The following is a 24,114-nucleotide window of genomic DNA, read 5'->3' as shown; positions in this document are numbered from 1 at the left end:
TCGAATCATGCTTAGCGATACTCTTCGTTCGTCATCGCGTTGATGATTTTGAAGTTTTCGACGTGGTAGTTCGGGTCGGCGCGGAAGGCCAGTTTGATGCCATACGTCTTCTCGATGCGGACGAGCAGCTCCGAATCTTCGACGCGCAGGCGTTCGAGGATGCTGGGGTGCACGTGAACGCGGAGCGCGTATTCGCGTCCGTCTTTGCGGGCTTGGAGGCGACGCGCGACGGAGGAGAGTTTGCGCTGGAGTTCCACAGACATCGTCGTCGCGGATTTCACCACGGCTCGGCCACGGCAATAAGGGCAACCGGTGTAGATATTGGCCGAGAGCGATTCCTGCTGGCGCTGGCGGGTCATCTGCATGATGCCGAGCTGTGAGATGGGGAGGATGTGCGTCTTGGCTTTGTCCTCGGACATGAGCTCGACCATCTTGTCGTAAACGGAGTTACGGTGACGGCGCTCTTTCATGTCGATGAAATCCATGATCACGAGGCCGCCGATGTTACGGAGACGGATCTGGCGCGAAATTTCCACGGCAGCTTCCATGTTTACTTGGAAGATCGTGTTCTTTTCGTCGCCGGAACGCGATTTGTGCGAGCCGGTGTTAACGTCGATCGAGATCAGCGCTTCGGTTTCGTCGATGACGATTTCGCCGCCGGAGGGCAGGGTGACGCGACGCTGGAACGTCTGCTCGATCTGACGCTCGATGTTATAGCGTTCGAAAACGGGAATCGATTCCTTGTAGTAAGCGATCTTACCGCGCGAGCGGGACGAGATTTGTGAGACGAGTTCCTGCGTGCGTTTGAAGTCGGCTTCGTTGTCGATGAGCACGCGGTCGATGTCCTCGGTGAGGAAATCGCGCACGGTGCGTTCGACGATGTCGGGCTCTTGATAAAGGCAGGCCGGCGCGCGGTCGGTGTCCATCTTGCGCTGGATTTCCTTCCACTTCGTCAACAGCAGGTGCAAGTCGCGCACAAAATAGCGGGGCTTTTTGCCTTCGCCGGCAGTTCGGACGATGACGCCCATGCCTTCGGGAATCGTCAGCTCGTTGATGAGCGTCTTGAGGCGCTTGCGCTCGGTAGGGTCTTCGATTTTGCGCGAGATGCCGCAACCGTCCGAGAACGGCGTAAGGATCAGGTAGCGGCCGGGCAGCGACAGGTTGGTCGTGGTGCGCGGGCCTTTCGTGCCGATCGGGCCTTTGGTGACTTGGATGACGATTTCGCTGCCGGGAGGATAGAGGCTCGGGATGTCTTTGACAGTCGGTGCGGCACCCTGCTTTTGGTCGGCACCTTTCTTTTTGTTAACGCGGACGACTTCGACGGACGAGTCGGCGGCGGCGGGCAACATATCCCAATAATGCAGGAAGGCGTTTTTGTTGTAACCGATGTCGACGAACGCGGCTTTGAGGCCCGGGTCGAGGTTCTTGATGCGGCCTTTGTAGATGCCGCCGACCATGCGGTTGTCGGAATCGCGTTCGATTTCGAAGCGGTCGAGCGTGCCGTCGACGAGCAGCGCGACGCGCTTTTCGAGCGGCTCGGAATTGATGACGAGTTCGCGGAAGGTGCCTTTTTCCTTGCGGAAAATACTCAGGATTTTCTGGAGAATCGGTCGGTCGGCGGCGCGTTCTTTGGATTCGTTTTTAAGCTGTTCGGAGGTGAGGGGTTCGCTGTGTTTCTGCGGGGGCGGGTTGGCGAGTTCCTCTTCAATACGTGCGGCGTCCTTGTGGGGAGCGCCAGAGTTGGATTGCTGATCGTTCATGGTTGGGGTTTTCCCGGGTGGTGTTTGTGTGGACGGGGCACACGCGATCAGCGGGCTGTGTGCAGGAGATTCCGGCAGAGCGGTCCATATCGGGTGGCAGGAGACTCATTTAAAAGTCCCTCCGAAAACGATAGACGCTTTGAACCAGTCCTTGCAGCAAACAGCAGCTGAGCACGAACGTGCCGCCGTAACTAATAAATGGAAGCGGTATACCTTTCACCGGCACGAGGCCGACGGTCATGGCGATGTTGACGAACACATGCACGGTGAAGAGCACCGTGACGCCGAGCGCGAGTAAGGCGCCGAAACGGTCGCGGGCGATGCCGGCGATCCGCAGTCCGTTCCACAACACCACGCCAAAGAGTCCAATGACGGTGATGCTTCCCAAAAATCCTTTTTCCTCCGCAATGACGGAGAAGATAAAATCGTTATGCGCGACCGCGCGGGGCAGGTAGCCGAGCTTGGCTTGCGTGCCCTCGGTCCAGCCCTTGCCGATCAACCCGCCCGAACCGACCGAAATGAGCGACTGGCGGCTATTCCAGCCGATGCCGGTCGGGTCAACTTCACCGGGCATGGCAAACGCCAAGACGCGGTTCCGTTGGTAATCCTTTAAGGGTAACCACGAGTGTTTTTCGTAGGATCCAGTGTCACGGATGTAATCCAACTTATTTTCCTCTATGTATTTAGAGTATTGCCAAACATCCAGCGCCACCATGCCCACCAGGAACGCGAACACACCCAAAGCGCCGGCGAAAAAGCGGGTTGAGAGGTTGGAAACGTAAAGCATGGCAAAAACCATCGGAGCAATCGCAAGAGCGCTCCCGAGGTCGGGTTCCGCGACTATCAACAACATAGGCAAACCCACCGCAAGGGCCAATTTGATCAGCACTTGCAAAGAATCCCGCACGGTCCCGAGCTTCGATCCCGTCAGGATGGAAGCCGTGGCAAAAAGCACCGCGATTTTGGCAAATTCCGACGGTTGAAACGATCCCGGCCCAAGTTGAATCCAGCGACGCGCACCCATGCCATGCGTCGTGCCAATGCCCGGAATCAACACCGCGACCAAAAACACCAGCGCCGGAATGTAAACCCAGTGCGCGTATTTCAACCAAAGCCGGTAATCCAGGAGCGACGTGACGATGTAAACCACCACGCCTAATCCGATATAAACCAATTGCTTCGACCAATCCTCCTGCTCCGTCGCGAACTGCGCGCTGTAAATAAAAAACAGCCCGAACAGGCTCAGCGTAAAAATGCACGCAGGCGTGATCCAATCGAAGCGTTCACGCGTGGTGAACTTCAAGAAGCTGATGAGATCGATGCGTTGGAGAAACTTCAAAGGGAGGAAGCGCCACTAAACACCCGCGCGAGTCACTGGCAACGGCGCAATCAAGTTTCCGTTTCAATCGGTCGCGTTGCTTCAAAATGGGCCAGCCCGAGCATGATCCAAAACGGGATCGCGCCCATCGGTCCTTCCAGCACTACCCCGAAACACGCGCTGATCATGATGACCCAACACGCCGCTTGCAGCGTCACCTCGCGTTCCCGGACATCGTTCCCGCGGGCGCGTCGGGCGACTCGCGCCGTGCTCCGGGCTTGCACCCAATAAACCGCCAGCAGGCACACCACACCGACCAAGCCCATGCGTCCGAGCGTGGTGATGAAAATGTTGTGCGGGCTTCGCGTCGTGAAATCCAATTCCTCGGTTGGGTAATATTCCAAAAGAAACCCGCGGGCGAGATCCGCCCCGAAACCCAAACCGAACACCGGCGACGTTGAGAGCGTTTCCTCGGAAACGTTTTTCCACCACACAAGGCGGAAGCGGTTGTTGTCACCCTTGTCGCTACTCAGGTCGCTTTGATACACGCGCGTTCCGCTCACATCTACGATGGACGCGACAGCTTCGTAGATCGCGTAAGCTTTTGTTTGCGTGAAATCTTTTTTCTGGAGCAACGAGCCCGCGGTGATGCCGATGAGCCCGAGTGCGCACACGCCGACGAGGGCTTGCAGCGGACGCCAGCGGCCGGACCGCGCCAGCCAACCGATCGCCACGGCTAGTCCCATCATGCTCGCGCGCGATAACATGCTCAGGCCAAACGCCAGCCCGGTCAGCGCCAGCAACCAGCGCCACCACGTCTCGCCCCACTTGAATTCGCCTTTTGGCAGCATCAGAATGAATCCAGTAAAGAGAAACGTCGCGAGCAGGTCGCCTTTGTAGAAAATCAGTGGCACGCCCTGCACGAGCAAATGCGCGCGGAAAAAATCGGGAAACAGCTCCACCAGGAGACTCGTTACCGGCAAAAAGGCGAAGGTGGCGATCAGCGCAGCATGCAATAATTTTCGCGACAGCTCGTGATCGGCCACCGCCTGCGCGGCGAAAAAATACAGCACGTAATAAATCATCGCAAAATCGCGCAACGCCACGAACCCGAATGTGCGCACATCCCAGCCGATGCGCGCCGTGCCCAGCGCGATCCACAGCACTAGCAGAGTGTTCAGCCAGTCGCGCTGAAACGGGATGCGGCGTCGCAGCGCTCCGCGCAGCAGCGTGATTGTCAACACGGCGGCGAGTCCGAGTTCGCTGGCAAAGACGGGCAACCCGGATACCGGCGCCATCTGCGCAAACCCGCGGTTGCCGATCACGTAGCCAAACACCAGCAAGCCCAGTAACCACGCCTCGGCGAATGGTCCGCGCGTCCACGACAAGACCGCCCATACGCACAACACCGCCGTGAGTGCCGCCAAAAAAAAGTCCTCCTGCGCGATCGAAGCGCCCACCCAAGTGGCGAGCGCGACCGCGGCGGCACCGAATAGCAACGTGCGCAGGCGAGGGTCCATGTTTTTTCGAGCAGAACTGGCCGCACGCCCCGGCGCAACCCCGGACCTGAGCCGACCCCGGCCTTGCCAGGAGTGTCGCGCCGCCTACACATGAGCGCCATGCCCGCCGTCTCTGTGATTATGGTTTTTCATCGCGACACGCCCTTTCTGCGGCCGGCGATTGCGAGCCTGCTGGCACAGACGTTTAGAGATTTTGAATTAATCCTCGTGGACAACGGCACGCATCTTTCTGCGGAAGCGTTGGGCGAACTTGGTGCGGACGAGCGCATTCGCTGGCTGCGTTTGCCGGGCAACGCCGGCATCGCCGCCGGCCACAACGCGGGCGTCGCGGCGGCACGCGGAGAGTTTATCGCACTGCTCGATTACGATGACTTGGCTCTGCCGACGCGGTTTTCAAAACAAGTCGCCGCGTTGCGAGCAGATTCGGGGCTGGGGCTTGTATCCGCGCTGGCCGACCGGATCGATGAAGCGGGATCCGTGACCGGGCGCATGTTCACGCTGACTGATCCGGCGACGTTTTTGGCTTACTCGCAATACGCCGCGCCGATTTTTCTTCCGGCCAGCATGGGGCGGCGTGAGTTGTTTTTGGCCGCGCCGTATCGTCCTGAATTTCCGTTCGCGGCCGACTTGGATTTTCAATCACGGATCAACGAACACTGGCGCGCGGTGGTGATTCCCGAAGTGCTGTTGCACTACCGCTGGTATGGAGCGCAAACGACGCAGCAAAAAATGCCGCTCATCGAAAACAGTCGCTGCGCCATCAGTTTGATCACTGCCCGCCGACGCGCGGGTCGCGCGGAAAACGTGGCGGAAGTTCTCGGTTGGGCCGGGGCGCTTTCTCCGGCAAATTACAGCCGGCGCATCGCTGGGATCGCGTTGGCGGAGGGCTTCGTGGAACTCGCGGCTTACCGTGCGCGACGCGCGTTCGCATTGGAGCGTTCGCTCGCTTCGGCGTGGGCTGCGTTTCGGCTGGCGTGGCGCGCGTGGCGTCAAGCGTTGCCTGCCGAACGCGGTCACGTGGTGCGGATGTTTTTCAAAGGGCCGGTGCGGGCGCTGGCTTGAAAAGATAATGTCGTGCCAGCGTGCGGGTGAGCAGCCACGGCACGAGCGGCGAGAACAACAACCAGAGTTTCAGGCCAGGCAGACTGGTCGCTGCGCTGAACGCGCTGCCGCCGATTAACACCGCGGCGGTGGTCAGATCCACCGGCCCGCACGCGCGCTCGCGACGACCCGCCAGTAAAAGGTTGTGGTAGATCAATGCCGTCATCGTCGCGATGCCGAAACCTCCGCCCGGCAGGAGCCAGCCGAGGGCGTTGGCGTAAATGGGATTGATGAGCGGGCCGATGAGCAATGGCGCAGCGAGTTGGAACGATCCAAGCGCGAGCGCGGCGAGTAACGTGTAACTCAACGCGAGCAGATCGGCGCGCCGCGCGAGCGGAGTGGGGTTGCGCGCCGCCTGGTCGCCGAGTGCGAACAGACCGGGCTGTGCATATTGCAAAATGGCCGTGCCCAGCATCGCCGTGATGATGACGGCGGCTCCGCCCATCAGCGTAAAATAACCCGCTTCGGTGGGTCCGTGAAAACTCGCGATCAACCAGCGGTTCATCCCGCTGACGATCCAACTCGCCAGCGCCAACGTAGTGAACAACGGGCCTTCGTAGGCGGCGGCGAAGTCAGTTTTCGCAGAGGCTTTCATCACAGGGCCACGCCAATCAGCGCGCAGCATCCACCAGCCCAACGCCGCCAGCACGACTGCGTGTAAACCAAATCCCAGCCACAGCAAAAAAGCACTCCCGCCCAGCGAAGCGTAAAGCAGCGGCGGTCCGAATGATCGCGTGACTGAACTGCCCACGGTGACGGCGCAATCGCGCCAGTGCGCTTGTCGGGCTTGCAGCGCCGCCTGCGCAATCGCGCCGAGCGAAAGTAGCGCCGCCGCGATAAAAAGCATCACGCCGAGAAAAATCGTTTCGGCAGAATGCCGACCGGGCATCACCCACGCCGCCACTCCCGCGAGTGCGGCCAGCCACGGCAGGCGGCGCGCCCACGCAGCGACCAGATCTCGGCTCAAGCGCGCTCGCGCGGAGGAAGCCGCCCAGTGTCGATTGGCATATTTGATCAAGCCCGCGTGCACGACCCACGCGCCGATCGGCACCACCGAAAGAAAAACCCCGTAGAACCCAAGCGTCGCCGGAGCTAACAGTTGAGAGTTAAGCCACAGACCGCCGATGCCGCAGGCGAGCCCGACAACTTGAGCCAGCAGAATGGGAACGATCCGGAGGCGGGAATTGGAGGCGGAGCCAGACATGAAAGCGAAGTCCGGCGCATCTTCATGAATCTGCCGGACGCTGCAAGCTGCGCCTCGCGCGTTTGGGGCTTTCCGGTCGGAGCGCGTTGCGTTTAGGTGGCAACGTGCACGCGCAGCGCCCCGCGGAAATTCTCCACTACACCGGCTACGACGACGATCGTGGCGGTATCGTGACGGTCATTCGCAATCTCGCGGCGACCGGCCAGTCTCGCTGTGTGTTGGGGATGAATGCGGGCGGTGTTCAACACCTCGCGCCGCCGCTGCCTCTGTTGGAATTGCCCCGAGTTGAAGGAGAAAAAATCAGTCCAACGAATTTTTGGCGCGCGCGCGCGGTGGCGCGAGTGGTGCGGGCTTGGTTGCGAGCGGATGAAGCGCGGGTGTTTCACGGACACTCGCGCGCGGGCTTGTTGGTCGGCTTGTGGCTGCGTTGGTTTGGCGAGCGGCGCGTGGTGGTGAGTGTGCATTGCTACGGGCGTCAACGCTGGTTCTACCGCTGGGCCGCGCGGCAACTAGGGACGCGGCTGGTGTGGTATAGCCCGGCGATGAAACGTCACTACCGCTTCGGCGATGATTCGTGGGATGGCTGCATGCCCAACGGCGTGACGATGTCCCTGCCGGCAACGATGCATTGCGGGCCGGTCGATGGTGTGCTGCGGCTCGGCGGCGCGGGTCTACTGGTGCGTTGGAAACGCTGGGATCTCGTGCTCACCGCGCTCGCGCAATTACCCGTGGCCAGTCGCGTGGAATTTTATCACATCGGCGGTGCGAACGACTCGCCGGAATCGCGTGCGTGCGAACGGGAATTGCACGCGCTCACGCGAGACTTGGGGCTCACGGCACGCGTGCATTGGCTCGGTTGGCAAACTTCCTCGGCCGGCCTGCTCGACCGCGTCGAGGCCGTCGTAGTGCCCTCCGACGGTGAACCGTTTTCGATGATTGCGCTGGAAGCGTTGTTCGCCGGTCGACCGGTGATCGCGACGCGCGGTGGCGGCCCGGAAGATTTTATTCTCGAAGGTGAAAACGGCTGGCTGGTGCCAGCGGGCGATGCACCGGCGTTGGCGCGGCAGATCAAGCGCTGCCTCGACCCTGCCACCTGGGCGCACCTGAAAATTTCGCCGGCGCACCTGCGAAAATTTTCCATGACTGAAACGCTCGCTGCGCGCTGGAGCGCGATTTACGCGACGTTACAATGATTTGAGCGCCGCCGCGAGCGCCGCCAGGTGCCGGTCAAGGGTGAAGTGCGCGAGAAAATGCTCGCGAAACGCGCCGGCGCGCGGCGGGTGCGCGTGCAGTTGCAATAGCGCACTGAGGAGCGCGTCGTCGTTGCCCGGTTCGACGAGCAGTGCTTCCGCGGGCAGTGCCTCCGGAATGCCGCGCCAGCGCGAGGCGACGACGGGCAGATCGCGGGCGAGCGCTTCGAGGATCACCAGGGGTTGGCCTTCGGCGGGATAGCGACTCGGCAAACACAAGCAGTGGCTTTCGGCGAAAAGTTTTTCCTTGGCGACGCCCTGCACGATGCCGACATGGCGGATGAAGGCAGAGTGCTCTTGAGCCAAAGCGAAAAAGCGAAGCTCGGTCGCGTGATCGGGAAACGGGCCCGCCGCCACGAGGGTGAAGGCGGGTCGTTGCCCGATTGCAGCGAGGGAGCGATTTGCTGCGACGACCGCACGCAGCGCGGCGAACAACCCTTTTTCTTCCGAGCCCAAGCCGAGAAATAAAACCTGCATGGGCGCGGCCAGTTTTACCGAGGGCGAGAAGGCGATTGGTGCGGGGACGCCGTTGGCAACCACGGCAATTTTGTGCGGCTTTAAAATTCCGGCGTCGCGGCGAAGACTTTCGGCGAGCACGAGAGCAAGGCTGACGCGGCCCAAAAGAAATTGCGTGAGCCCGCGTTCGAGCGGTTTCGCTTCGTGTTCCAGCCAGTCGCCGAGACCGGTTGCGTGCCAGTGCAGGACGACGCGTTTGAAAAAGAGCCGGCAAAAAAACATCACCGCCCAATCGCGGTAGAGCGCGCCGCGCTTGGCGGGAGCGGGCACGTAGTAGAGCGTGTCGCAGCCATGGGCGAAGCGTCCGAAAATTGTGCGGAGGCAAGCGCCGAGCACGCTGAAAAATTTCCCTGCGCGCCAGCGACCGATATCGGCGGAGTCGCGCGATAAGTTTAGGTTCACGTGATGCACGTCGATGCCGTGCGCCGGCAAGCCCTCGACCAACGCCTGCACCATGACGCTTTGCCCGTGAACGGGCGGCGGGGTCTGGGCTAGGACGAGAAGTTTCATCTTCGGCTTGGAAACGGAGCGGGAGGCGGAATGATGCGGGCCGATGGCAACCAATCCAGCTGCAAAACCAATTTCGCCCGCGTCATGGCACTGGTGGGCGGTCGGGCTTTGCGCGGCGACGGGATTCGTAGTGTTTCAGGGTTTCGGCAGCGCGAGTCGCGGTTATATCGACACAAGTTCGTTGTTTTATTGGTGGGGCTATCAGTGGATAAATCCGCAATCGGAGAGCGACCACGGCTGGTTGATCCTCGGCCTGAGCCTCTGGTTGCTGTGGCGAAATCTGAAAAGCACGCGTGCCGGCATCGCCAACGCTTCAAAACCACTTGCGCGCGGTGCGCCGTTGGCGGCGATGCTGGCGGGTCTCGCGATTCATTTGCTCGGCTACGCGTTGCAACAGGGGCGCGTTTCCATCGTGGGGTTGTTGCTTTTCATGTGGGGCGTGCTGGCCTTCGCGGGCGGTCCGCGTTGGGGACGAGCGGCGATGTTTCCGGTGGCGTTCATGGTGTTCGCGATACCGCTCAATGTGCTCGATACGGCGGGTTTTTATATGCGCCTCGGGGTGATCGAAACGGCGTATCACTTGGCGCAGGGGTTTGGAATCGAGGTGATCCGCAATGGCACGCAGCTGCTCTCGCCCGATGGCAGTTACCAATACGACGTCGCGGCGGCGTGTTCGGGCATGCGCTCGCTGATGGCGTTGGCAGCGCTGTCGCTGCTGTTGGGTTATCTGAATTTCCGGGCGACCTGGGCACGCGTGCTGATCGGTCTGCTGTGTTTTCCGTATGCGTTTATCGGCAACGTCGCGCGGATTTTCTCGATCATCGTGGCAGCGGAATGGAAGGGACAAAAAGCCGGCGCGGTCGTGCACGATTGGTTTGGGTTTATCATTTTCGTGATCGTGCTCGGTCTCGTGCAATTGACGGTCTGGCTGCTGCAAAAATATCATCTCGGCCAACCGATCGCCTTCGGATCTCCGGTAAAAACGATCGAGGGCGCCAAGCCGGTTTGTCATATATTATATGACAAACGGGTTTGGCGAAGCGCGCTGTGGGTCGGACTGATGGCGCTGGGGGTGATTTTTGTGACGCGTCGCCTGGATGCGATTCAGGTGAGTCCGCGCGTCGGCGTGAAGCTTGCAGCGGATGGCACCAATCCGGTCACGTTGCCGGAATATCTTGGGATCGACTGGATGGGACAGAGCGCGGAGATCACGCCGATCGAGCGCGAAACCCTGCCGGCGGACACGGGGTTTTCGCGGAAGAACTACGTGTCGTTGCGCGATCGGCGGCAGCAGGTGTTCTTGTCGATTGTGCTGAGCGGGCGCGACCGATCATCGATTCACCGGCCGGAATTATGTTTGGTGGGACAGGGCTGGACGATCGTCGGGCAAAGCGTGAGCAGCTTCAACTGGCCCGGTCGTGACGCCGCGGCGGTGCCGGCGACTTTTTTGCGAATCGAAAAAGAGATTTCCATGGAGCCAGGCAAGGCGGTCAAAGTGCCGGCGCTGTTTGCGTATTGGTTCGTGGGTTCGGACAAGGTCGTCGCTTCGAATACCGAGCGCGTGGTTTGCACCGCGCTCGACCGGTTGCGGTATTTGCAGGCGCACCGTTGGGCCTATGTGGTGGTGCAAACCCATGCGCTGGACGGCGAGGCAGCCGCGAGGGCGCGGTTACAAGCGGTGCTTTCGCACGCGTTTCCGGCCTTTCAAGAACCGTTGCCGGCCGTAAATTAATCGCTTTTTGCGCCTTATGCGGGGTTGCCAACGCTCGCGGTGTTCGTAGCTTGGCCAGTCCTGAGATGCTGACCCTCATCGCAGCCACCAAGCAACTATCACAAGCGTCCGAAGCCGAGCCCTACCTGTGGGCTTTGCTGATCGGACTGGTCGTGGGCGTAGCCGCCGGGTTTGCCGCGGTGTGGTTGATGATGAGGCAGACGCGGCGCATCGCCGAACAAAGCGCGAGTGCACATCTGGAACTCGCAAAACGTGAAGCTGCGGTCGCGTCGCAGGAACTCGTCAGCAAGGCCGAGGAGCAAATTCGTGAGCGCGAAAACGAACTCAATCGCGACCTCGACCGCCGCAAAATCGAAGTTGAACTCATGTTGCGCGAGATTCGTTCACACGAAGAATCGCTCGCGCTGCTCGATTACCAACTGGAGCAACGCCAGGAGCGCCTCGCGCGCGAAGCCAGTGCGATCAAACAAGCGCGCGACGCCATGCGCGATCTTTCCAAGAGCCTACGCAAACGCCTCGAAGGCGTCGCCTCGCTCGATGGCGAGGAAGTGCGCAAGCAATTGCGTGAGGAAGTAATTTTCGAATGCCAGGACGAACTGCGCGCGCTGCGTCGCGAACTCCTCGAGCGCTCCGAGCAAGATCTCGTGCAGGAAGGTAAACGCATCCTCGTTACGACGATGCAACGCCTCGTCAGCAAGCCGAACAACGATATCACGGCGACGATCGTCCAACTGCCAACGGAGGAAATGAAAGGCCGCATCATCGGTCGCGAAGGCCGTAACATCAAAGCCTTCGAAGCCGCCACCGGCACCACGCTGCTCATCGATGAGTCGCCGCAAATGGTGCTCATCTCATCGTTCGATCCCGTCCGCCGTGAAATCGCGAAGCTCGCCCTCGAGGGCCTGCTGAAAGATGGGCGCATTCATCCGGCGAGCATCGAGGATTTTGTTAATCGCGCTCGCGCCGATATGGATCTGCACGTCGCGCAAATCGGCGAAGAGACCGTCGACCGCCTAAAAATTTCCGGCCTGCATCCTGAGAGCATCAAGCTGCTCGGCAAACTGCGTTTCCGTTTCTCTTACACGCAAAACGTGCTCGATCACTCCATCGAGGTCGCGCAGCTCTGCTCGATGCTTGCGTCCGAGATGGGCCTCGAGCCCAACGTCGCGAAACGCGCGGGCTTGCTCCACGACATCGGCAAAGCAATCGAAGGCGAATATGAGGGCAGCCACGCGCTCATCGGCGCCGATTTCGTGCGCCGTTACGGTGAAACCACGATTGTCGTAAACGCTGTCGCGGCTCACCACGCCGAAGTGAAACCGGAAACCGTTTACGCGGGCCTCGTGATTCTCGCCGACGCGATTTCTGCTTCTCGCCCCGGCGCGCGCGCCGAGTCGATGACGTCCTATATCGAGCGTCTCGGTCGTCTCGAGCGTCTCGCGATGACGATGCCCGGCGTGCAACAGGCGTTTGCGATTCAAGCGGGCCGCGAAGTCCGCGTGCTGGTGCAGCCCAATATCGTCACCGACGAGCAAGCCCACGCGCTCGCCAAGACGCTGCGCTTGAAGATCGAGCAAGAGCTCGATTATCCGAGCACGATCAAGATCACCGTAATCCGCGAACAGCGCTACACGGAGACGGCGACTTGAAAAGTTGAAGTTTAAGTGAAGAAGTTGAAGCGAAAGAAACCGGCTTCACTATGGTTGCTTCAACTTAAACTTTTATCTTAAACTTTCTTAATCATGGCTGACCCGAAAATCCTCGAAACTTTTCCGAATCCCGCGGCGCATCGCGACTACTTGATCGAGCACACGCACCACGAATTTACGTCGGTTTGCCCGATGACGGGACATCCGGATTTCGCCGATATCACGGTGCGTTACGTCGCCAACAAAACCTGCGTCGAGTTGAAGTCGTTGAAACTTTATTTTCACGCGTATCGCAACGAGGGCATCTTCTTCGAGGCAGCGACGAACAAAATTTGTGACGATATCGGCAACGCCCTCAAACCGCGCAGCCTCACGATCGTAGCGAATTGGAAAGCGCGGGGTGGCTTCTCGTCGGTCGTCACGGCCGATTGGAAAAAGAAAAAGTAAACGGACGCAGGAGCGTCCGTGCCGATCATGCGCTGGACTGACGGGCCGATCCATTTCATCGATTTCGAGGGCAACACGACCTCGGGGATTATCGAGTTTGGCGTCGTCACGATTCGCGAGGGCGAGATTGCTGAGACACGCACTCGTCTCTGCCGCGCACTTGGTCGCGTTCGCTTCGAAGACACCGCAATCCACGGACTGACCGAGGAAGGTGTGAGCGCGCATGCACCTTTCAAGGAAGAGTGGGATTATTTCGCGACGTTACGGACGTCCGGTCCGCTCGCGGCACATTTTGCCCAGGCGGAAAATCATTTGTTGAAGTCCGTGTGGGCTTATCCGCGCAACGCGCGTGACTTCGCACGCCCGGGAAAAACTTCCTCCGAATGGGGACCGTGGATCGATCCTGGCCGACTCTATCCGCAGTTTTTTAAAACGGCTGGTGAAGGGAAATTAAACGAGCTGATCGCCACGTCCGGATTGCAGGCCCGACTCGATTCGCTCGCCGCGGCGCACTGTCCGGAAGAGCGTCGGCACTATCATGCCGCGCTTTACGATGCGCTGGCTGGTGCACTTTTGCTCCAGGCCTTTTTGCAGCGAGCGGAATTTTCCGGCGCGACAATTCCCTGGCTGCTGCAGATGAGCACGCTCGACGGCGACAAACGCGATGCGCTCAGCCAAGGGGATTTATTTTAACCACGAATGAACACGAAGGCACACGAATCTCCGGCGTTTGATTCGGGTCTATTCGTGTTCATTCGTGGTTAAGCTGTATTTCTTTAGTCCGCTGAGTTGCGCGACTGTGCGTAGCACGAACAAAGGATTGTGGATTAAATAACGTTTCCAGAGCCGCACCGGATCAGTGCCGAGTCGGAAAAGCCATTCCAGTCCTGAGCGTTGCATCCATCGCGGCGCTTGCTTTATGCGGCCTGAATGAAAATCGAACGCTGCGCCGACTCCGACCAGAATTCCCGTGGCGAGTGACGGGCCAATTTCGGCCATGAATTTTTCCTGCTTCGGCGTGCTCAGTCCGACCCAGATCACGTCGGGCTTTTTTGAGGCGACGTCGGCGCGTAGTGCGGCGAGTTCGGTTTCGCTGAGTGCACGAAACGGAGGCGTGAACGTTCCGACGACTAGCAGTCCCGGAAAGCGCGCGCATAATTTTTCGCGCAACGATTCTGCCACGCCGTCGTTTCCGCCGTAGAAATAATGTTTCAAGTCCGTGCGACGACCGGCGTCGCACGCAGCGAGCAGAATGTCGGGGCCGTAAACGCGAGTGATCGATTTATGGCCATGCCAGCGACCGAGCCAGACGAGCGGCATGCCGTCGGGAGTGGTGAGTCGGGAGTGATTGTAAGCGGCGCGCAGTGCGAAATCCGAGCGCGCCAAGTTCACGTTATAGGCAGTCGCGCAACACACGTAACCTTCCTGTTTTTCTGCGCGAGCGGCGATGATGACGTCGCGCGCTTCAGCTAACGACAGCGCGGAGACGCCGGTGCCGAGGACGTTGAAGCGCGGCGGCGCTGAACTCATAGACCGCGCTGATCGACAAGGTAAACCAGCGCGGCCATGGCGGCGGCGCCAAGTTCGAGTTCCCGTTTGTTGACCTTGTCGATGGTGTCGATGGTCGTGTGGTGATAATCGAAGTAGCGCTGCGAGTCCGGAATGAGGCCGGCGACGGTGGCACCATGGGCAAGGAGCGGGCCGACATCGGCGCCGCCGGTGCCTTTTTGAAAGGTGCCGAGCCCGTAAGGCTGGAACAATGCAGCCCAGCGAGCGGCCGAGGTGTGGGCGTTACCCGCAGGATTGCCAAGATTGAAGCCGCGCGGAGCGAAACCGCCGCTGTCGCTTTCGAGCGCGAGCACATGGATTTCGTTTTTCGCTTTGGCCTGCGTGGAATATTCCGCTGCGCCGCGGATGCCGTTTTCTTCATTGGTGAAGAGCACGACGCGCAGCGTGTGACGTGGCTTGTATCCGATGGCTTTGAGCACGCGCATCACTTCGATGGATTGCACGATGCCGGCGCCATCGTCATGCGCGCCAGCGGCGATGTCCCATGAATCGAGGTGGCCGCCGACGAGAATAATTTTTTCGGGAAACTCGGAGCCTTTGATTTCGCCGATGACATTATGCGATTGGGCGTCGGGTAACTTTCGCGCGTTGACGATCATTTCGACGGTGGTGGCGGGATCGAGTTTCAGCGCGGCGCTGAGATTGTTGGCAGCGACCGTGCTGAGTGCGACGGCGGGCACGGTGACTGTGCCGGGAGGCGTGCTGGTATTGCCCGTGTGCGGAAAATCGTCGATCGCGAGGGTGAGTGAACGAACGAGCGCTCCGACCGCGCCGTATTTTGCGGCTTCGATGGGGCCGCTGCGACGTTGGTCGCCGGCTTCACCGTAGGCTTGGCCGGTGGAAATGTGCACCGGATTCATCGGGCGATTGTAGAACACGATTTTGCCTTTAACGTCCTTCGTTTTGACTTCGTCGAGTGACTGGACTTCCACGACTTGCGCGCGCACGCCTTCGGGTGGTGTCGCAATTGTGCCGCCAAGTGCAAGCGCGGCGAGGGCAACTGGGCTGACGAATTGACGGCCGAAGTAGCGCACGACTTCGGGCGCGCCGCGTTCCCAGTGCGGCACCATCACGGGTTGTAGTTCAATGGTGTCGGCGCCAGTGCTGGCGAGGATGTCGCGACCCCAAAGCACAGCGCCTTCGAGATTTTTTGAACCAGCGAGACGCCCGGGAAATTTTGTCGTGAGCTCACGGAGTTGTTCGTAAGCAGAGCTGGTGGTGAGCGCGGTGTCGAAGATGACGCGCAGCATTTTCTCGTCTGTGGCGGTCGTGTCATCTGCGGCGAAGACCGCGTTGAGGCAAAGCGCGCTGCCTGCCAAAAAAGTTACCAGCCGGCTCGGGAATCGCATCCGCGTAGTGTTGCGGAGGCGGTTTTGCTGGCAAGCGGGATTCCCGCGTGCGGTCAAAACCAGCGTTTCTTTTTCAGATAAAGCGCGGTGAGCAGCGTGAACACGAGCGTGATGAGAAATGCGTTTCGATACCCGTGCGGCGAACTCAGCTCACTCATGTGCTCGAAATTCATGCCATACCACGTGCCGACAACCATGATGGGAATCGTGATCGCGGTGATTGCGGTGAGGAACTTGATGCCCTCGTTGGCTTCGAATGCCGCTTTGTTGAGATAAATGTCGAACGCCATCATCAGGCGTTCGTGGTAACCGATCGCGGTGTCTTCGAGCCGTGCGAGGTTGTCGCGCAGATCGCGGAAGTAGGGCAGCAAGGTCGAGCGAATGTAGCGGCTGTCACCACGCGCGAGCCGGTCGATCACGTCGCGTTGCGGGCGGACGATGTGGCGGAGTTGCGTGAAATCTTTACGCACCTTCAGCAACTCCGTGACGAACGCCTTTGAGCTGTCCTGGCTGAGCACGACTTCCTCGATTTCCTCCAGCTCGGCGTGCAATTCGGAAAGCATCGGCGCGTAGTTGTCGACGAGCAGATCGAGCAGCGAGTGCGCGAGGCGATCCGGGCCGCGCGGGCCGGGGCCGGCGTTTTTCGCGAGGCGGTCGATGAGTGCGGTCACGGAGCGCAGCGGCGTGCGGTGAAAGGTGACGAGGAATTCTTTGCCTAGAAAAAAATCGAGTTCGGTGGTCGCGAATTTATCCTGACGCGTAAAGTCCACCGCATGCGTCACCATGAAAAGATAATCTTCGTAGTCTTCGATTTTCGGCAGACTGCTGGGCGTCATGCAGTCCTCGATGGCAAGCGGATGGAAATGGAAAATACCTTCGAGCACCTGCTTGATCTCGTCGTCGGTCGGGTTGTCGAGATCGATCCACGTGATGAGGCCTTTGTCGCCTTGGACGAGACGCAGCGCCTCGATCTCAAGGTCACGGCCGACGAGTTTGCCTTCGCTGAAGATGAAGGAATGGATCATGAGTTACGGCGATGCTGAGTGGTCGTGTTTTGGTGGCAAGCCGGCAGTCACGGATCGCTCGCTGCACCAATGCGTGACCCTCAGGCTCCCTGATTTTATTTCAGGGCTTCGGGCTGTTCAGCGAGTCGGTCACGGCGCATGTAAATACGCGTGTTTTCCTTCTCATCGATTTGCTGGTAGTGACGGTTGATCACGGTTTGCAGTGCGGTCCAACGATCGTGAGCGAACACATTCCGATCGGTGAATCGAAAGTGGCCTTCGCCGATTGCATCCAGAAAGAAAACCGGGGGTTCGCGTTCCATGTCGGCTAAGAATCGCATGCGAAAATATTCCTGTTCTGGGCTAAAGACGATTTGGCGCTCGGTGTGGCTCTCACGTGTCCCTTGCGGCAATTGAGTTTGCACATAGTAGGTGCACGCCCAACCCCACACAGTCAAAGTATCCCCTTCGCGCATCAGTGGAAGAAGGGTTTTCGCGACAGGTCCGATCGCGTATTCCCGTGAGGAACCCAGATTACCAACGTAGGGCTGCGTGTCCGCGGAATAACAGGAGTATATTTGTGGCACTACACATACTGCTAAGAAAAAGCCGATGAGTCCTCGGCGCTGCCAAGCGGATCGGTGGGTATTTGTGATTAATCCGCCGTAGAACACGCCCAGGAGGAACGCGGTGGGAATGATGAAAAATAATAAATAATGCGGAGAATCCCTCCCGGGGGCCCAAACGATAAAATAAGCACTCAGAAAAAGTAGACCCCCAAGAGGCAGCAGTCGTCGGACTTCGACTTTGACCAGTGCAGTAAAAGGCAGTGCGAGCGCTATGGCCGCAGTGGTAGGCCAGAGAAACGGAAAAACCCCCCAAGCTGTTTTTGAGAGCTGCCATATCAGCGGGAGGAATTCGCTATTCTCGTAGGCGCGAATGCCGGCATAAACGAGGCCCATTACTAAGTAAGATTTATAGAAGTGAAATAGTGAGCCGCTGGCGGCAATGCAGCTAATCGTGAAACCCAGCATCAGTAATGCGCCTGCGACCAACCAGGCGGCTTGCCTCACGCGCTTTGCGAGAGGTTGACTTTGCTGTCGGAAAATTGCTGCTAGGAAAAATACTGCCAGTAGCACGCCGATCGGTGCGACTTGTAGTTTCGAAAAAGGTAACATCCCAATGAAAACGCCGCCCAGAAAAAGACGGGCGACACGGACAACCAAACCTTTGTCATCGAAAGCGGTGAGCAAAAGCCAGAGCGCCACTGAAAAGTAAAACAAGGGAGACTGCTCGCCAGAATACTGCACGAAATCTTCGGATCGCGTGAAGCTCATCAAGCATACAAGTGGCAGAACTAACATCCTGGCCAATCTGTCCGCAAAGAAGTGGCGGAACGTGAGCCACAGAAAAACGATGGTGCTCCACGTCATCAGCAAGGCCACGCACCGCCCGCTCAGGTAGTCGATGGGCAAGCCCAGCATTGCTGGCAACGTGAGCGGTAGGAACGCCCACGGGCCACAATAGCCCATGTCGATCGACCAAATGACATGACGGTGCCAAGTCGTGATCGCCCCGGCGAGCAACTGGCTTTCATCGGGATTGAATTCAATGCCCGCGCCGATCATCGGCCAGCGAAATGCCACCAGCGCAAGCAGCACCAGTGTGCAATACAGAGCAGGATGATTCCACCGTCGCCAATGCGTGCCCGCTGCGCAGGGCAATAAGGACGTAATCAATACTGCCGCGAAGCTGATCCAGGCGGTTATCCAAAAACGTTCCCAGCCGTCATCCAACCAAAGAAAGACCTGATAAATAGCATCTGTCATGCTGGTTATATTAAAGGGGTCGCGGGCTACTTTCTAAAAAGTTGGAAAATCCGATCATGAACCGCCCGACGCTGACCAGTGAAGAGTCGTAGGCAAGTCCAGGCTTGGGGCGTAGGGTTGGGGATCGAAGGCGGCTTTGGCCTTGTCATCGTTCGCAGCTGCGCCGAACTGAAGGGCGAAAATTCATTCCCTTATGTTTTCCCTCTCCGTTTTGAATCGTTGTGCCGCCTTGGTTTTCGCCTCGCTCGCGGCTTTGAGCCTGCATGCCGACGACGGCATGTGGCTGCTTAACAAGGCTCCGTTGACGGACCTAAAAAGCCGTTACGGCTTCGAGCCCAGCGCCAGCTGGCTCGAGCATGTGCAAAAATCCGCGGTTCGCTTCAATAATGGTGGCTCCGGTTCGTTCGCCTCGGCGGACGGATTAATTGTCACGAATCATCACGTCGCGCACGACGCGATCTACAAACTCAGCACGAAGGAGAAAGACTTCGTGAAAGATGGTTTCTACGCGAAAACCCGCGCGGAAGAATTGAAGTGCGTCGATCTCGAATTGAACGTGCTCATGTCGATCGAGGACGTGACCGAGAAACTCAACGCCGCGGTTAAACCCGGCATGTCCGCTTCGGAAGCGCAAAGCGCGCGCAACACGGCCAAAGCGGCCATCGAACAGGAATCGCTCGCGAAAACCGGCCTGCGCAGCGACATCGTCACGCTTTATCAGGGCGCGCAATATCACCTGTATTGCTACAAACGTTACACTGACGTGCGCCTCGTGTGGGCTCCGGAAGAGCAGGCTGCGTTTTTCGGCGGCGATCCGGATAATTTTGAATTTCCCCGTTACGACCTCGATGTGACCGTCGTGCGCGCTTACGAAAATGGCGTGCCGGCGAAAGTGGAACACTTCCTCACATGGAACTCCGCTGGCGTGAAGGAAGGTGACCTTGTGTTTCTCGCCGGCCATCCGGGTGCGACGCAGCGCCTCATCACCCTCGCGGAACTCGAATACGCGCGCGACACGCAACTTCCGTATAGCCTGCGCTCGTTGAAGAGTCGCGAAGTGTTGCTCAACAGCTATGCCAAAACGGGTCCCGAAGCCTCCCGGCGTGCGCAAGATGGCCTGCGCGGGATCGAGAATTCACGCAAAGTGTTCGATGGCCGCATCGCGGGCCTGCTCGATCCGCAATTGTTCACGGATAAGAAAGCGGAAGAAGAGGCGTTGAAGAAATTTGCGCAGGACAAACCGGAATTCGATGCGGCGGATTCGTGGCAAAAAATCGAGACAGCGCAGCAAGTGATTGCGCAACACGCGACGCGCGCAGCGTTACTGGCGGGTTACAACTTGAGCACCTCATTCAGTCATGTGCATGCGTCCAAGCTGCTCAGCCTCGCGCGCCGGCTCGCGCGTGCGCCCGCTGAATTTGCCAAACCGCAAGGCGATCGGCTCGCTGAGTATCGCGACGCGGGCAAAGCCTCGTTCGAACTCAGTCTATTCTCCGCGGAGACAATTTATCCTGACCTCGAGCAGTTGGAGCTGACGCATTATCTCACGTTCCTCGCGATGGAGCTCGGTGCAAACGACCCCACGGTGAAGGCGGCGTTGGGCGGGAAGGCCCCGGCCGTTCGCGCGGCGGAATTGATCAGCGGCACCAAGCTCGCCGATATCTCGTTCCGCAAAGAGCTTTACGCGATGACGCCGGAGCAGATGGCGCAAGTGGCGGATCCGCTGATTGCGTTCGTGCGCGCCGTGGACGGTGATGCACTGAAGATTCGCAAGCTCATCGAGCAGCAAAACGAAATCAAGGAGCAGGCGCACGCTCACATCGCGAAAGTGCGGTGGGCGAAAGACGGCGACAAACTCTCGCCGGATGCGACGTTCACGTTGCGTCTGTCTTATGGCGCGGTGAAGGGCATCGAAGTTGCGGGCGCGAAGATCGCGCCGTTTACGCAACTCGGGGGGATTTTTGAACGTTCCGTGGAAAAATTAAATACACCACCGTTCGATCTGCCTCTGAGCTGGCCGGCCAAAAAAGAGGTGATGAAACTCGATACGCCGTTTAACTTCATCAGCACGAATTACAGCATCGGCGGCAACTCGGGCAGTCCGACGTTGAATCGCGCAGGCGAATTCGTGGGCATTATTTTCGATGGCAATATCCACACGCTGGTGTGGAACTACGCCTACTCGGAGACCCAGGCGCGTTCGGTGAGTGTCGATGTTCGCGCGATCCTTGAAGCAATGCGCAGTATCTATGGTGCCGGCGCCCTGGCGGATGAGTTACTGGCTCACGAGCGCATGAAGCCGTAACCAGTGGACTAATTTCTAACGAAACGCCGGCTGCTGAGGTGGCCGGCGTTTTTTATTTCGGGGGGCGCCGCATGTTGCGAGCGACCGCCAAGCAAGCTGAACCCGATCTACCGCCGCTTTGAATTATTTCTCAGGCCCGAGGAGTTTCGTCTCTAGCTCTTTGACCGAAGCGATGAACGCTTCCGGCGTGGGCGCGCTGAGCAAAGCTTCGCGGCTGGAGGCGTCTTTGATCAACCGGCAAAGTGAACCGACGAGCATTAAATAATCGCCCGGATTAGATTTCGGGGTGCCGAGGACGAACATCAATTTGACGTTCTGGTTGCTGTTTTCGAACAGCACGCCGTTGGTGCTGCGTCCGACGGCGATCACGATTTTTTTGACGTGTTCCGTGCGCGCGTGGGGCAGGGCGACTTCATTCCCGAGGCAGGTGGTGTCGAGGCGTTCGCGCGCGAGCAGCTCTTGGTAAAAGCCCGGAAAATTTGCGACGTTCGGGTCGGTTTCGAGGAGCTTGGCGACCTCGTTCAGTGCGACGGTGCGCTTCGTGCCCTGCACGTTGAGCTGGATGCGAGACGGTTCGAGTAAGCTGGAAAGACGGACGGGCATGCGAAATTAACTTTAAGAGATTCACGCTCGCATAGCTTGGCAAGGACGGAGTGCTCCGCGCGCCCGCGCCTTTGCTCAAGTCTTCGGACTATTGAGTTGCTGGTAACCGCGTTCGAGTGCGGCTGAGAGCTGCTCCGGCCGGAATGGTTTGGTGAGAAAATCGTTCATGCCTGCGGCACGCGCGCGTTCGCGGTCGTCTTGCATCGCATTGGCGGTGAGGGCGACGATCCAGGGGCGGTGGATAGATGCACCGGTGCTGCGGATGCGGCGCGTGGTTTGCAGGCCGTCCAACTCGGGCATCTCTACATCCATTAAAATCAAATCGTAGGGCGAGCGCGCAACGGCTTCGATCACGTCGCGACCGTTCGCGGCGGGGTCGGCGCGGTAACCGAGGCGCTGGAGCATCATTTGCGCAACTTTCAGGTTCACGGGGTTGTCGTCCGCCAGGAGGATTTTTAACGGGCAGCGTTGTGCCAGGGTGACGGTGCTGGCTTTCGCCGCGGGCGGTGTCACCGAGATGGAAGCCTTGCTGGCGGCGCGATGGAGAATTTCGCCGATCGTGGCGAGCAGCTGCGCAGGCTTGATCGGTTTAGCGAGCGACGCGGCGAAAAGCCCCGCGGTGGGTCGGCGGCCGGCGGAGCTTAACAGGATCAAAGGGATTTTTGCGGTGGACTCTTGCTGTTTGAGGCGGGTGGCGAGTTCTTCGCCGTCGAGCCCGGGCATCTGGTAATCGAGCAAGGCGAGGTCGTAGTCGGCGTTGGCGAGCAGCGATTGCAGGGCGTCGGAACCGCTCGCGATCTCCGTGGGAATCATGCCCCACGAGCGGGTTTGGGCGCAAAGGATCGTGCGGGTGGTCTCGTTGTCGTCGACGATGAGCACGCGGAGATTTTCGAGCGCGGGCTGTTTCGCGCCGACGTTGACGCGCACGGGCTCGTTGTGCGGCGGTGCATCGATGGTGAAATGAAACACCGAACCCGTGCCCTCCGCGCTTTCCACCCACATGCGGCCTCCGAGCAGCAACGTGAGGCGCTGACTGATCGCTAGGCCGAGACCGGTGCCACCATATTTGCGTGTGGTGGAATTATCGACTTGGGAAAACGATTTGAACAATCGGTCGAGGCGGTTCGCAGGAATGCCGATGCCGGTGTCGCGCACCGCGAAATGCAATTGCGGGCCGCCCGCGGCGGACTCGGGCACGACGGAGATTTCAATTTCACCGCGCGCGGTAAACTTCACGGCGTTGCCGACGAGGTTAACCAAAATCTGACGCAGGCGGGTGACGTCGTTTACGATCCATCCGGGCACGCCTGGAGCGAGTGAGTAGGCAAGTTCGAGGCCTTTTTGCGAAGCCTTCGCGCTGAAGAGGTCGAGTGATTCCTCGATGCACTGGCGCAAGTCGAAGGGCGCGTGCTCGAGTTCGATGCGCCCGGCCTCGATTTTTGAGTAGTCGAGAATGTCATTGATGATCGTCAGCAGGGAATCGCTGCTGCTCTCGATCGTGTGGAGATAATCCAATTGCTGTGCGGTCAGCGGGGTATCGCGCAACAGGCTCGCCATGCCGATGACGCCGTTCATGGGCGTGCGAATTTCGTGACTCATCATCGCGAGGAAGGCACTCTTCGCTTGGTTCGCGGACTCGGCTTGTTCTTTGGAGCGACGGAGTTCTTCGTTGGCGAGCGCGTCACGGCGCGCTGCTTCGGCGGCGGTGGTGCGCAACCGCCAAACGATAAAACCTGCCGCGACGGAAAGTAGTCCGACGCCGCTGAGGGCCACATAGACCGCGTTGCGAATTTCCGCGAGGCGCGCCAGGAAATCAGACAATTCCAAGTCGATCCCAGCCACTCCGGCCACTTTGCCCTGGGAATCATAAAATGGCGCAAAGCCGCTCATGAAAGTCCCCTGCTCGTCGCGAACAGGATTGGCGTTGGTGATGACGCGTTCTTCGACCAAAGCCCGTTCGAATTCCGGGTCATCGCCGCGATAGGGCACCATGATAGGATCGGGCGGTTCCTCGGAACGCGGGTTGGGCAGCACTTGGTCCGTCCCTAGGACGGTGTGCACGGCGCCATTTTTCATGACTGCCGTGTAAACATAATAGAGATTCGGGTTGGCTTTGTGGAAAGCGACGAGCGGCGCGAGCGCTTGGAGGTGAGCAGGTGAGCCCATTTGTTCGGCTGAAACGAGCGTGCGGTGCAGGTCGCCGTCGATTTGCACGGTGAGCGTGCGGGCGAGCGCCGCCAACTCTTCGCGCACTGCGTCGATCTGGGCGCGCTTCGAGAAATGATACACAAGCGCGAGGCCAACGCAGGAAACTAAAAACACGCCCAAGGCGGCGAATATTCCTTCTCGAAGCGGACGGATCGATTCAGGGGTGGCTTTGCTCGCATCCATCTTGAACGCAGTATCAGCCGACATTCGGCAGTTTGCAGGAATAAAATGCAGTGCTTT

General features: G+C 59.1%; 18 protein-coding genes. 7 read left to right on the top strand and 11 right to left on the bottom strand.

The window, feature by feature from the left end; translation table 11 throughout:
* Positions 1–11 precede the first annotated feature (11 nt).
* The 3 genes from ACRRQW_RS04865 to ACRRQW_RS04855 form a co-directional block, all read right to left on the bottom strand.
* On the bottom strand, positions 12–1,760 hold the full coding sequence (locus tag ACRRQW_RS04865) for an Rne/Rng family ribonuclease (RefSeq protein WP_438480135.1): 1,749 nt from the start codon (positions 1,758–1,760) through the stop codon (positions 12–14).
* 109 nt (positions 1,761–1,869) lie between these two features.
* Entirely contained in the window at positions 1,870–3,099 is a 1,230-nt protein-coding gene (gene rodA / locus ACRRQW_RS04860) for a rod shape-determining protein RodA (RefSeq protein ID WP_438480134.1), read from the bottom strand.
* A 50-nt stretch (positions 3,100–3,149) separates the two neighbouring features.
* Positions 3,150–4,598, bottom strand: a complete 1,449-nt coding sequence (locus tag ACRRQW_RS04855) for an O-antigen ligase family protein (protein ID WP_438480133.1) — start codon at positions 4,596–4,598, stop codon at positions 3,150–3,152.
* Between the two features lie 90 nt (positions 4,599–4,688).
* Here ACRRQW_RS04855 and ACRRQW_RS04850 point away from each other — a divergent pair, with 90 nt between their 5' ends.
* Positions 4,689–5,660, top strand: a complete 972-nt coding sequence (locus ACRRQW_RS04850; protein ID WP_438480132.1) for a glycosyltransferase family 2 protein — start codon at positions 4,689–4,691, stop codon at positions 5,658–5,660.
* Here ACRRQW_RS04850 and ACRRQW_RS04845 read toward each other — a convergent pair.
* On the bottom strand, positions 5,632–6,903 hold the full coding sequence (locus tag ACRRQW_RS04845) for a hypothetical protein (protein ID WP_438480131.1): 1,272 nt from the start codon (positions 6,901–6,903) through the stop codon (positions 5,632–5,634). The two genes, ACRRQW_RS04850 and ACRRQW_RS04845, sit on opposite strands and share 29 nt — an antisense overlap.
* A gap of 62 nt (positions 6,904–6,965) precedes the next feature.
* On the opposite strand from ACRRQW_RS04845, the gene ACRRQW_RS04840 reads away from it, so the two are divergent.
* Positions 6,966–8,096, top strand: coding sequence for a glycosyltransferase family 4 protein (locus tag ACRRQW_RS04840; protein WP_438480130.1), 1,131 nt, complete (start codon positions 6,966–6,968; stop codon positions 8,094–8,096).
* Here the strand turns inward: ACRRQW_RS04840 and ACRRQW_RS04835 are convergent.
* A complete protein-coding gene (locus ACRRQW_RS04835) occupies positions 8,088–9,179 on the bottom strand; it encodes a glycosyltransferase family 4 protein (RefSeq protein ID WP_438480129.1) in 1,092 nt (363 codons plus the stop codon). The two genes, ACRRQW_RS04840 and ACRRQW_RS04835, sit on opposite strands and share 9 nt — an antisense overlap.
* Before the next feature lie 43 nt (positions 9,180–9,222).
* Between ACRRQW_RS04835 and ACRRQW_RS04830 the strand changes: the two genes are divergently transcribed.
* From ACRRQW_RS04830 to ACRRQW_RS04815, 4 genes are all read left to right on the top strand, one after another.
* Positions 9,223–10,911, top strand: a complete 1,689-nt coding sequence (locus ACRRQW_RS04830) for an exosortase/archaeosortase family protein (RefSeq protein ID WP_438480128.1) — start codon at positions 9,223–9,225, stop codon at positions 10,909–10,911.
* 65 nt (positions 10,912–10,976) lie between these two features.
* Positions 10,977–12,560, top strand: coding sequence for a ribonuclease Y (rny, locus tag ACRRQW_RS04825; protein WP_438480127.1), 1,584 nt, complete (start codon positions 10,977–10,979; stop codon positions 12,558–12,560).
* Positions 12,561–12,653: 93 nt separating this feature from the next.
* A complete protein-coding gene (gene queF / locus ACRRQW_RS04820; RefSeq protein ID WP_438480126.1) occupies positions 12,654–13,007 on the top strand; it encodes a preQ(1) synthase in 354 nt (117 codons plus the stop codon).
* Positions 13,008–13,034: 27 nt separating this feature from the next.
* Positions 13,035–13,700, top strand: a complete 666-nt coding sequence (locus ACRRQW_RS04815) for a 3'-5' exonuclease (protein ID WP_438480125.1) — start codon at positions 13,035–13,037, stop codon at positions 13,698–13,700.
* A gap of 48 nt (positions 13,701–13,748) precedes the next feature.
* On the opposite strand, the gene ACRRQW_RS04810 is transcribed toward ACRRQW_RS04815, so the two are convergent.
* From ACRRQW_RS04810 to ACRRQW_RS04795, 4 genes are all read right to left on the bottom strand, one after another.
* On the bottom strand, positions 13,749–14,537 hold the full coding sequence (locus tag ACRRQW_RS04810; RefSeq protein ID WP_438480124.1) for a WecB/TagA/CpsF family glycosyltransferase: 789 nt from the start codon (positions 14,535–14,537) through the stop codon (positions 13,749–13,751).
* Positions 14,534–15,925: a M20/M25/M40 family metallo-hydrolase gene (locus ACRRQW_RS04805; RefSeq protein WP_438480123.1), complete on the bottom strand. Its 1,392-nt coding sequence runs from the start codon at positions 15,923–15,925 to the stop codon at positions 14,534–14,536. Before ACRRQW_RS04805 ends, ACRRQW_RS04810 begins: the two co-directional genes overlap by 4 nt.
* Positions 15,926–15,978: 53 nt before the next feature.
* Positions 15,979–16,950 (bottom strand): magnesium/cobalt transporter CorA, encoded by a 972-nt coding sequence (corA, locus tag ACRRQW_RS04800; RefSeq protein ID WP_438480122.1) that lies wholly within the window; start codon positions 16,948–16,950, stop codon positions 15,979–15,981.
* Positions 16,951–17,045: 95 nt separating this feature from the next.
* Positions 17,046–18,758: a hypothetical protein gene (locus ACRRQW_RS04795; RefSeq protein ID WP_438480121.1), complete on the bottom strand. Its 1,713-nt coding sequence runs from the start codon at positions 18,756–18,758 to the stop codon at positions 17,046–17,048.
* A 193-nt stretch (positions 18,759–18,951) separates the two neighbouring features.
* Here ACRRQW_RS04795 and ACRRQW_RS04790 point away from each other — a divergent pair, with 193 nt between their 5' ends.
* Positions 18,952–21,063: a S46 family peptidase gene (locus tag ACRRQW_RS04790; protein WP_438480120.1), complete on the top strand. Its 2,112-nt coding sequence runs from the start codon at positions 18,952–18,954 to the stop codon at positions 21,061–21,063.
* Between the two features lie 123 nt (positions 21,064–21,186).
* On the opposite strand, the gene ACRRQW_RS04785 is transcribed toward ACRRQW_RS04790, so the two are convergent.
* Both ACRRQW_RS04785 and ACRRQW_RS04780 read right to left on the bottom strand, forming a co-directional pair.
* Positions 21,187–21,666 (bottom strand): PTS sugar transporter subunit IIA, encoded by a 480-nt coding sequence (locus ACRRQW_RS04785; RefSeq protein ID WP_438480119.1) that lies wholly within the window; start codon positions 21,664–21,666, stop codon positions 21,187–21,189.
* A 75-nt stretch (positions 21,667–21,741) separates the two neighbouring features.
* Positions 21,742–24,081 (bottom strand): response regulator, encoded by a 2,340-nt coding sequence (locus ACRRQW_RS04780; protein WP_438480118.1) that lies wholly within the window; start codon positions 24,079–24,081, stop codon positions 21,742–21,744.
* Positions 24,082–24,114: the final 33 nt, after the last annotated feature.

Source organism: Oleiharenicola lentus, from assembly GCF_051660365.1.
Lineage (GTDB): Bacteria > Verrucomicrobiota > Verrucomicrobiia > Opitutales > Opitutaceae > Lacunisphaera > Lacunisphaera lenta_A.
Note: the sequence above shows the minus strand (reverse complement) of the source record. Positions and strands in the feature narration are given on the sequence as shown.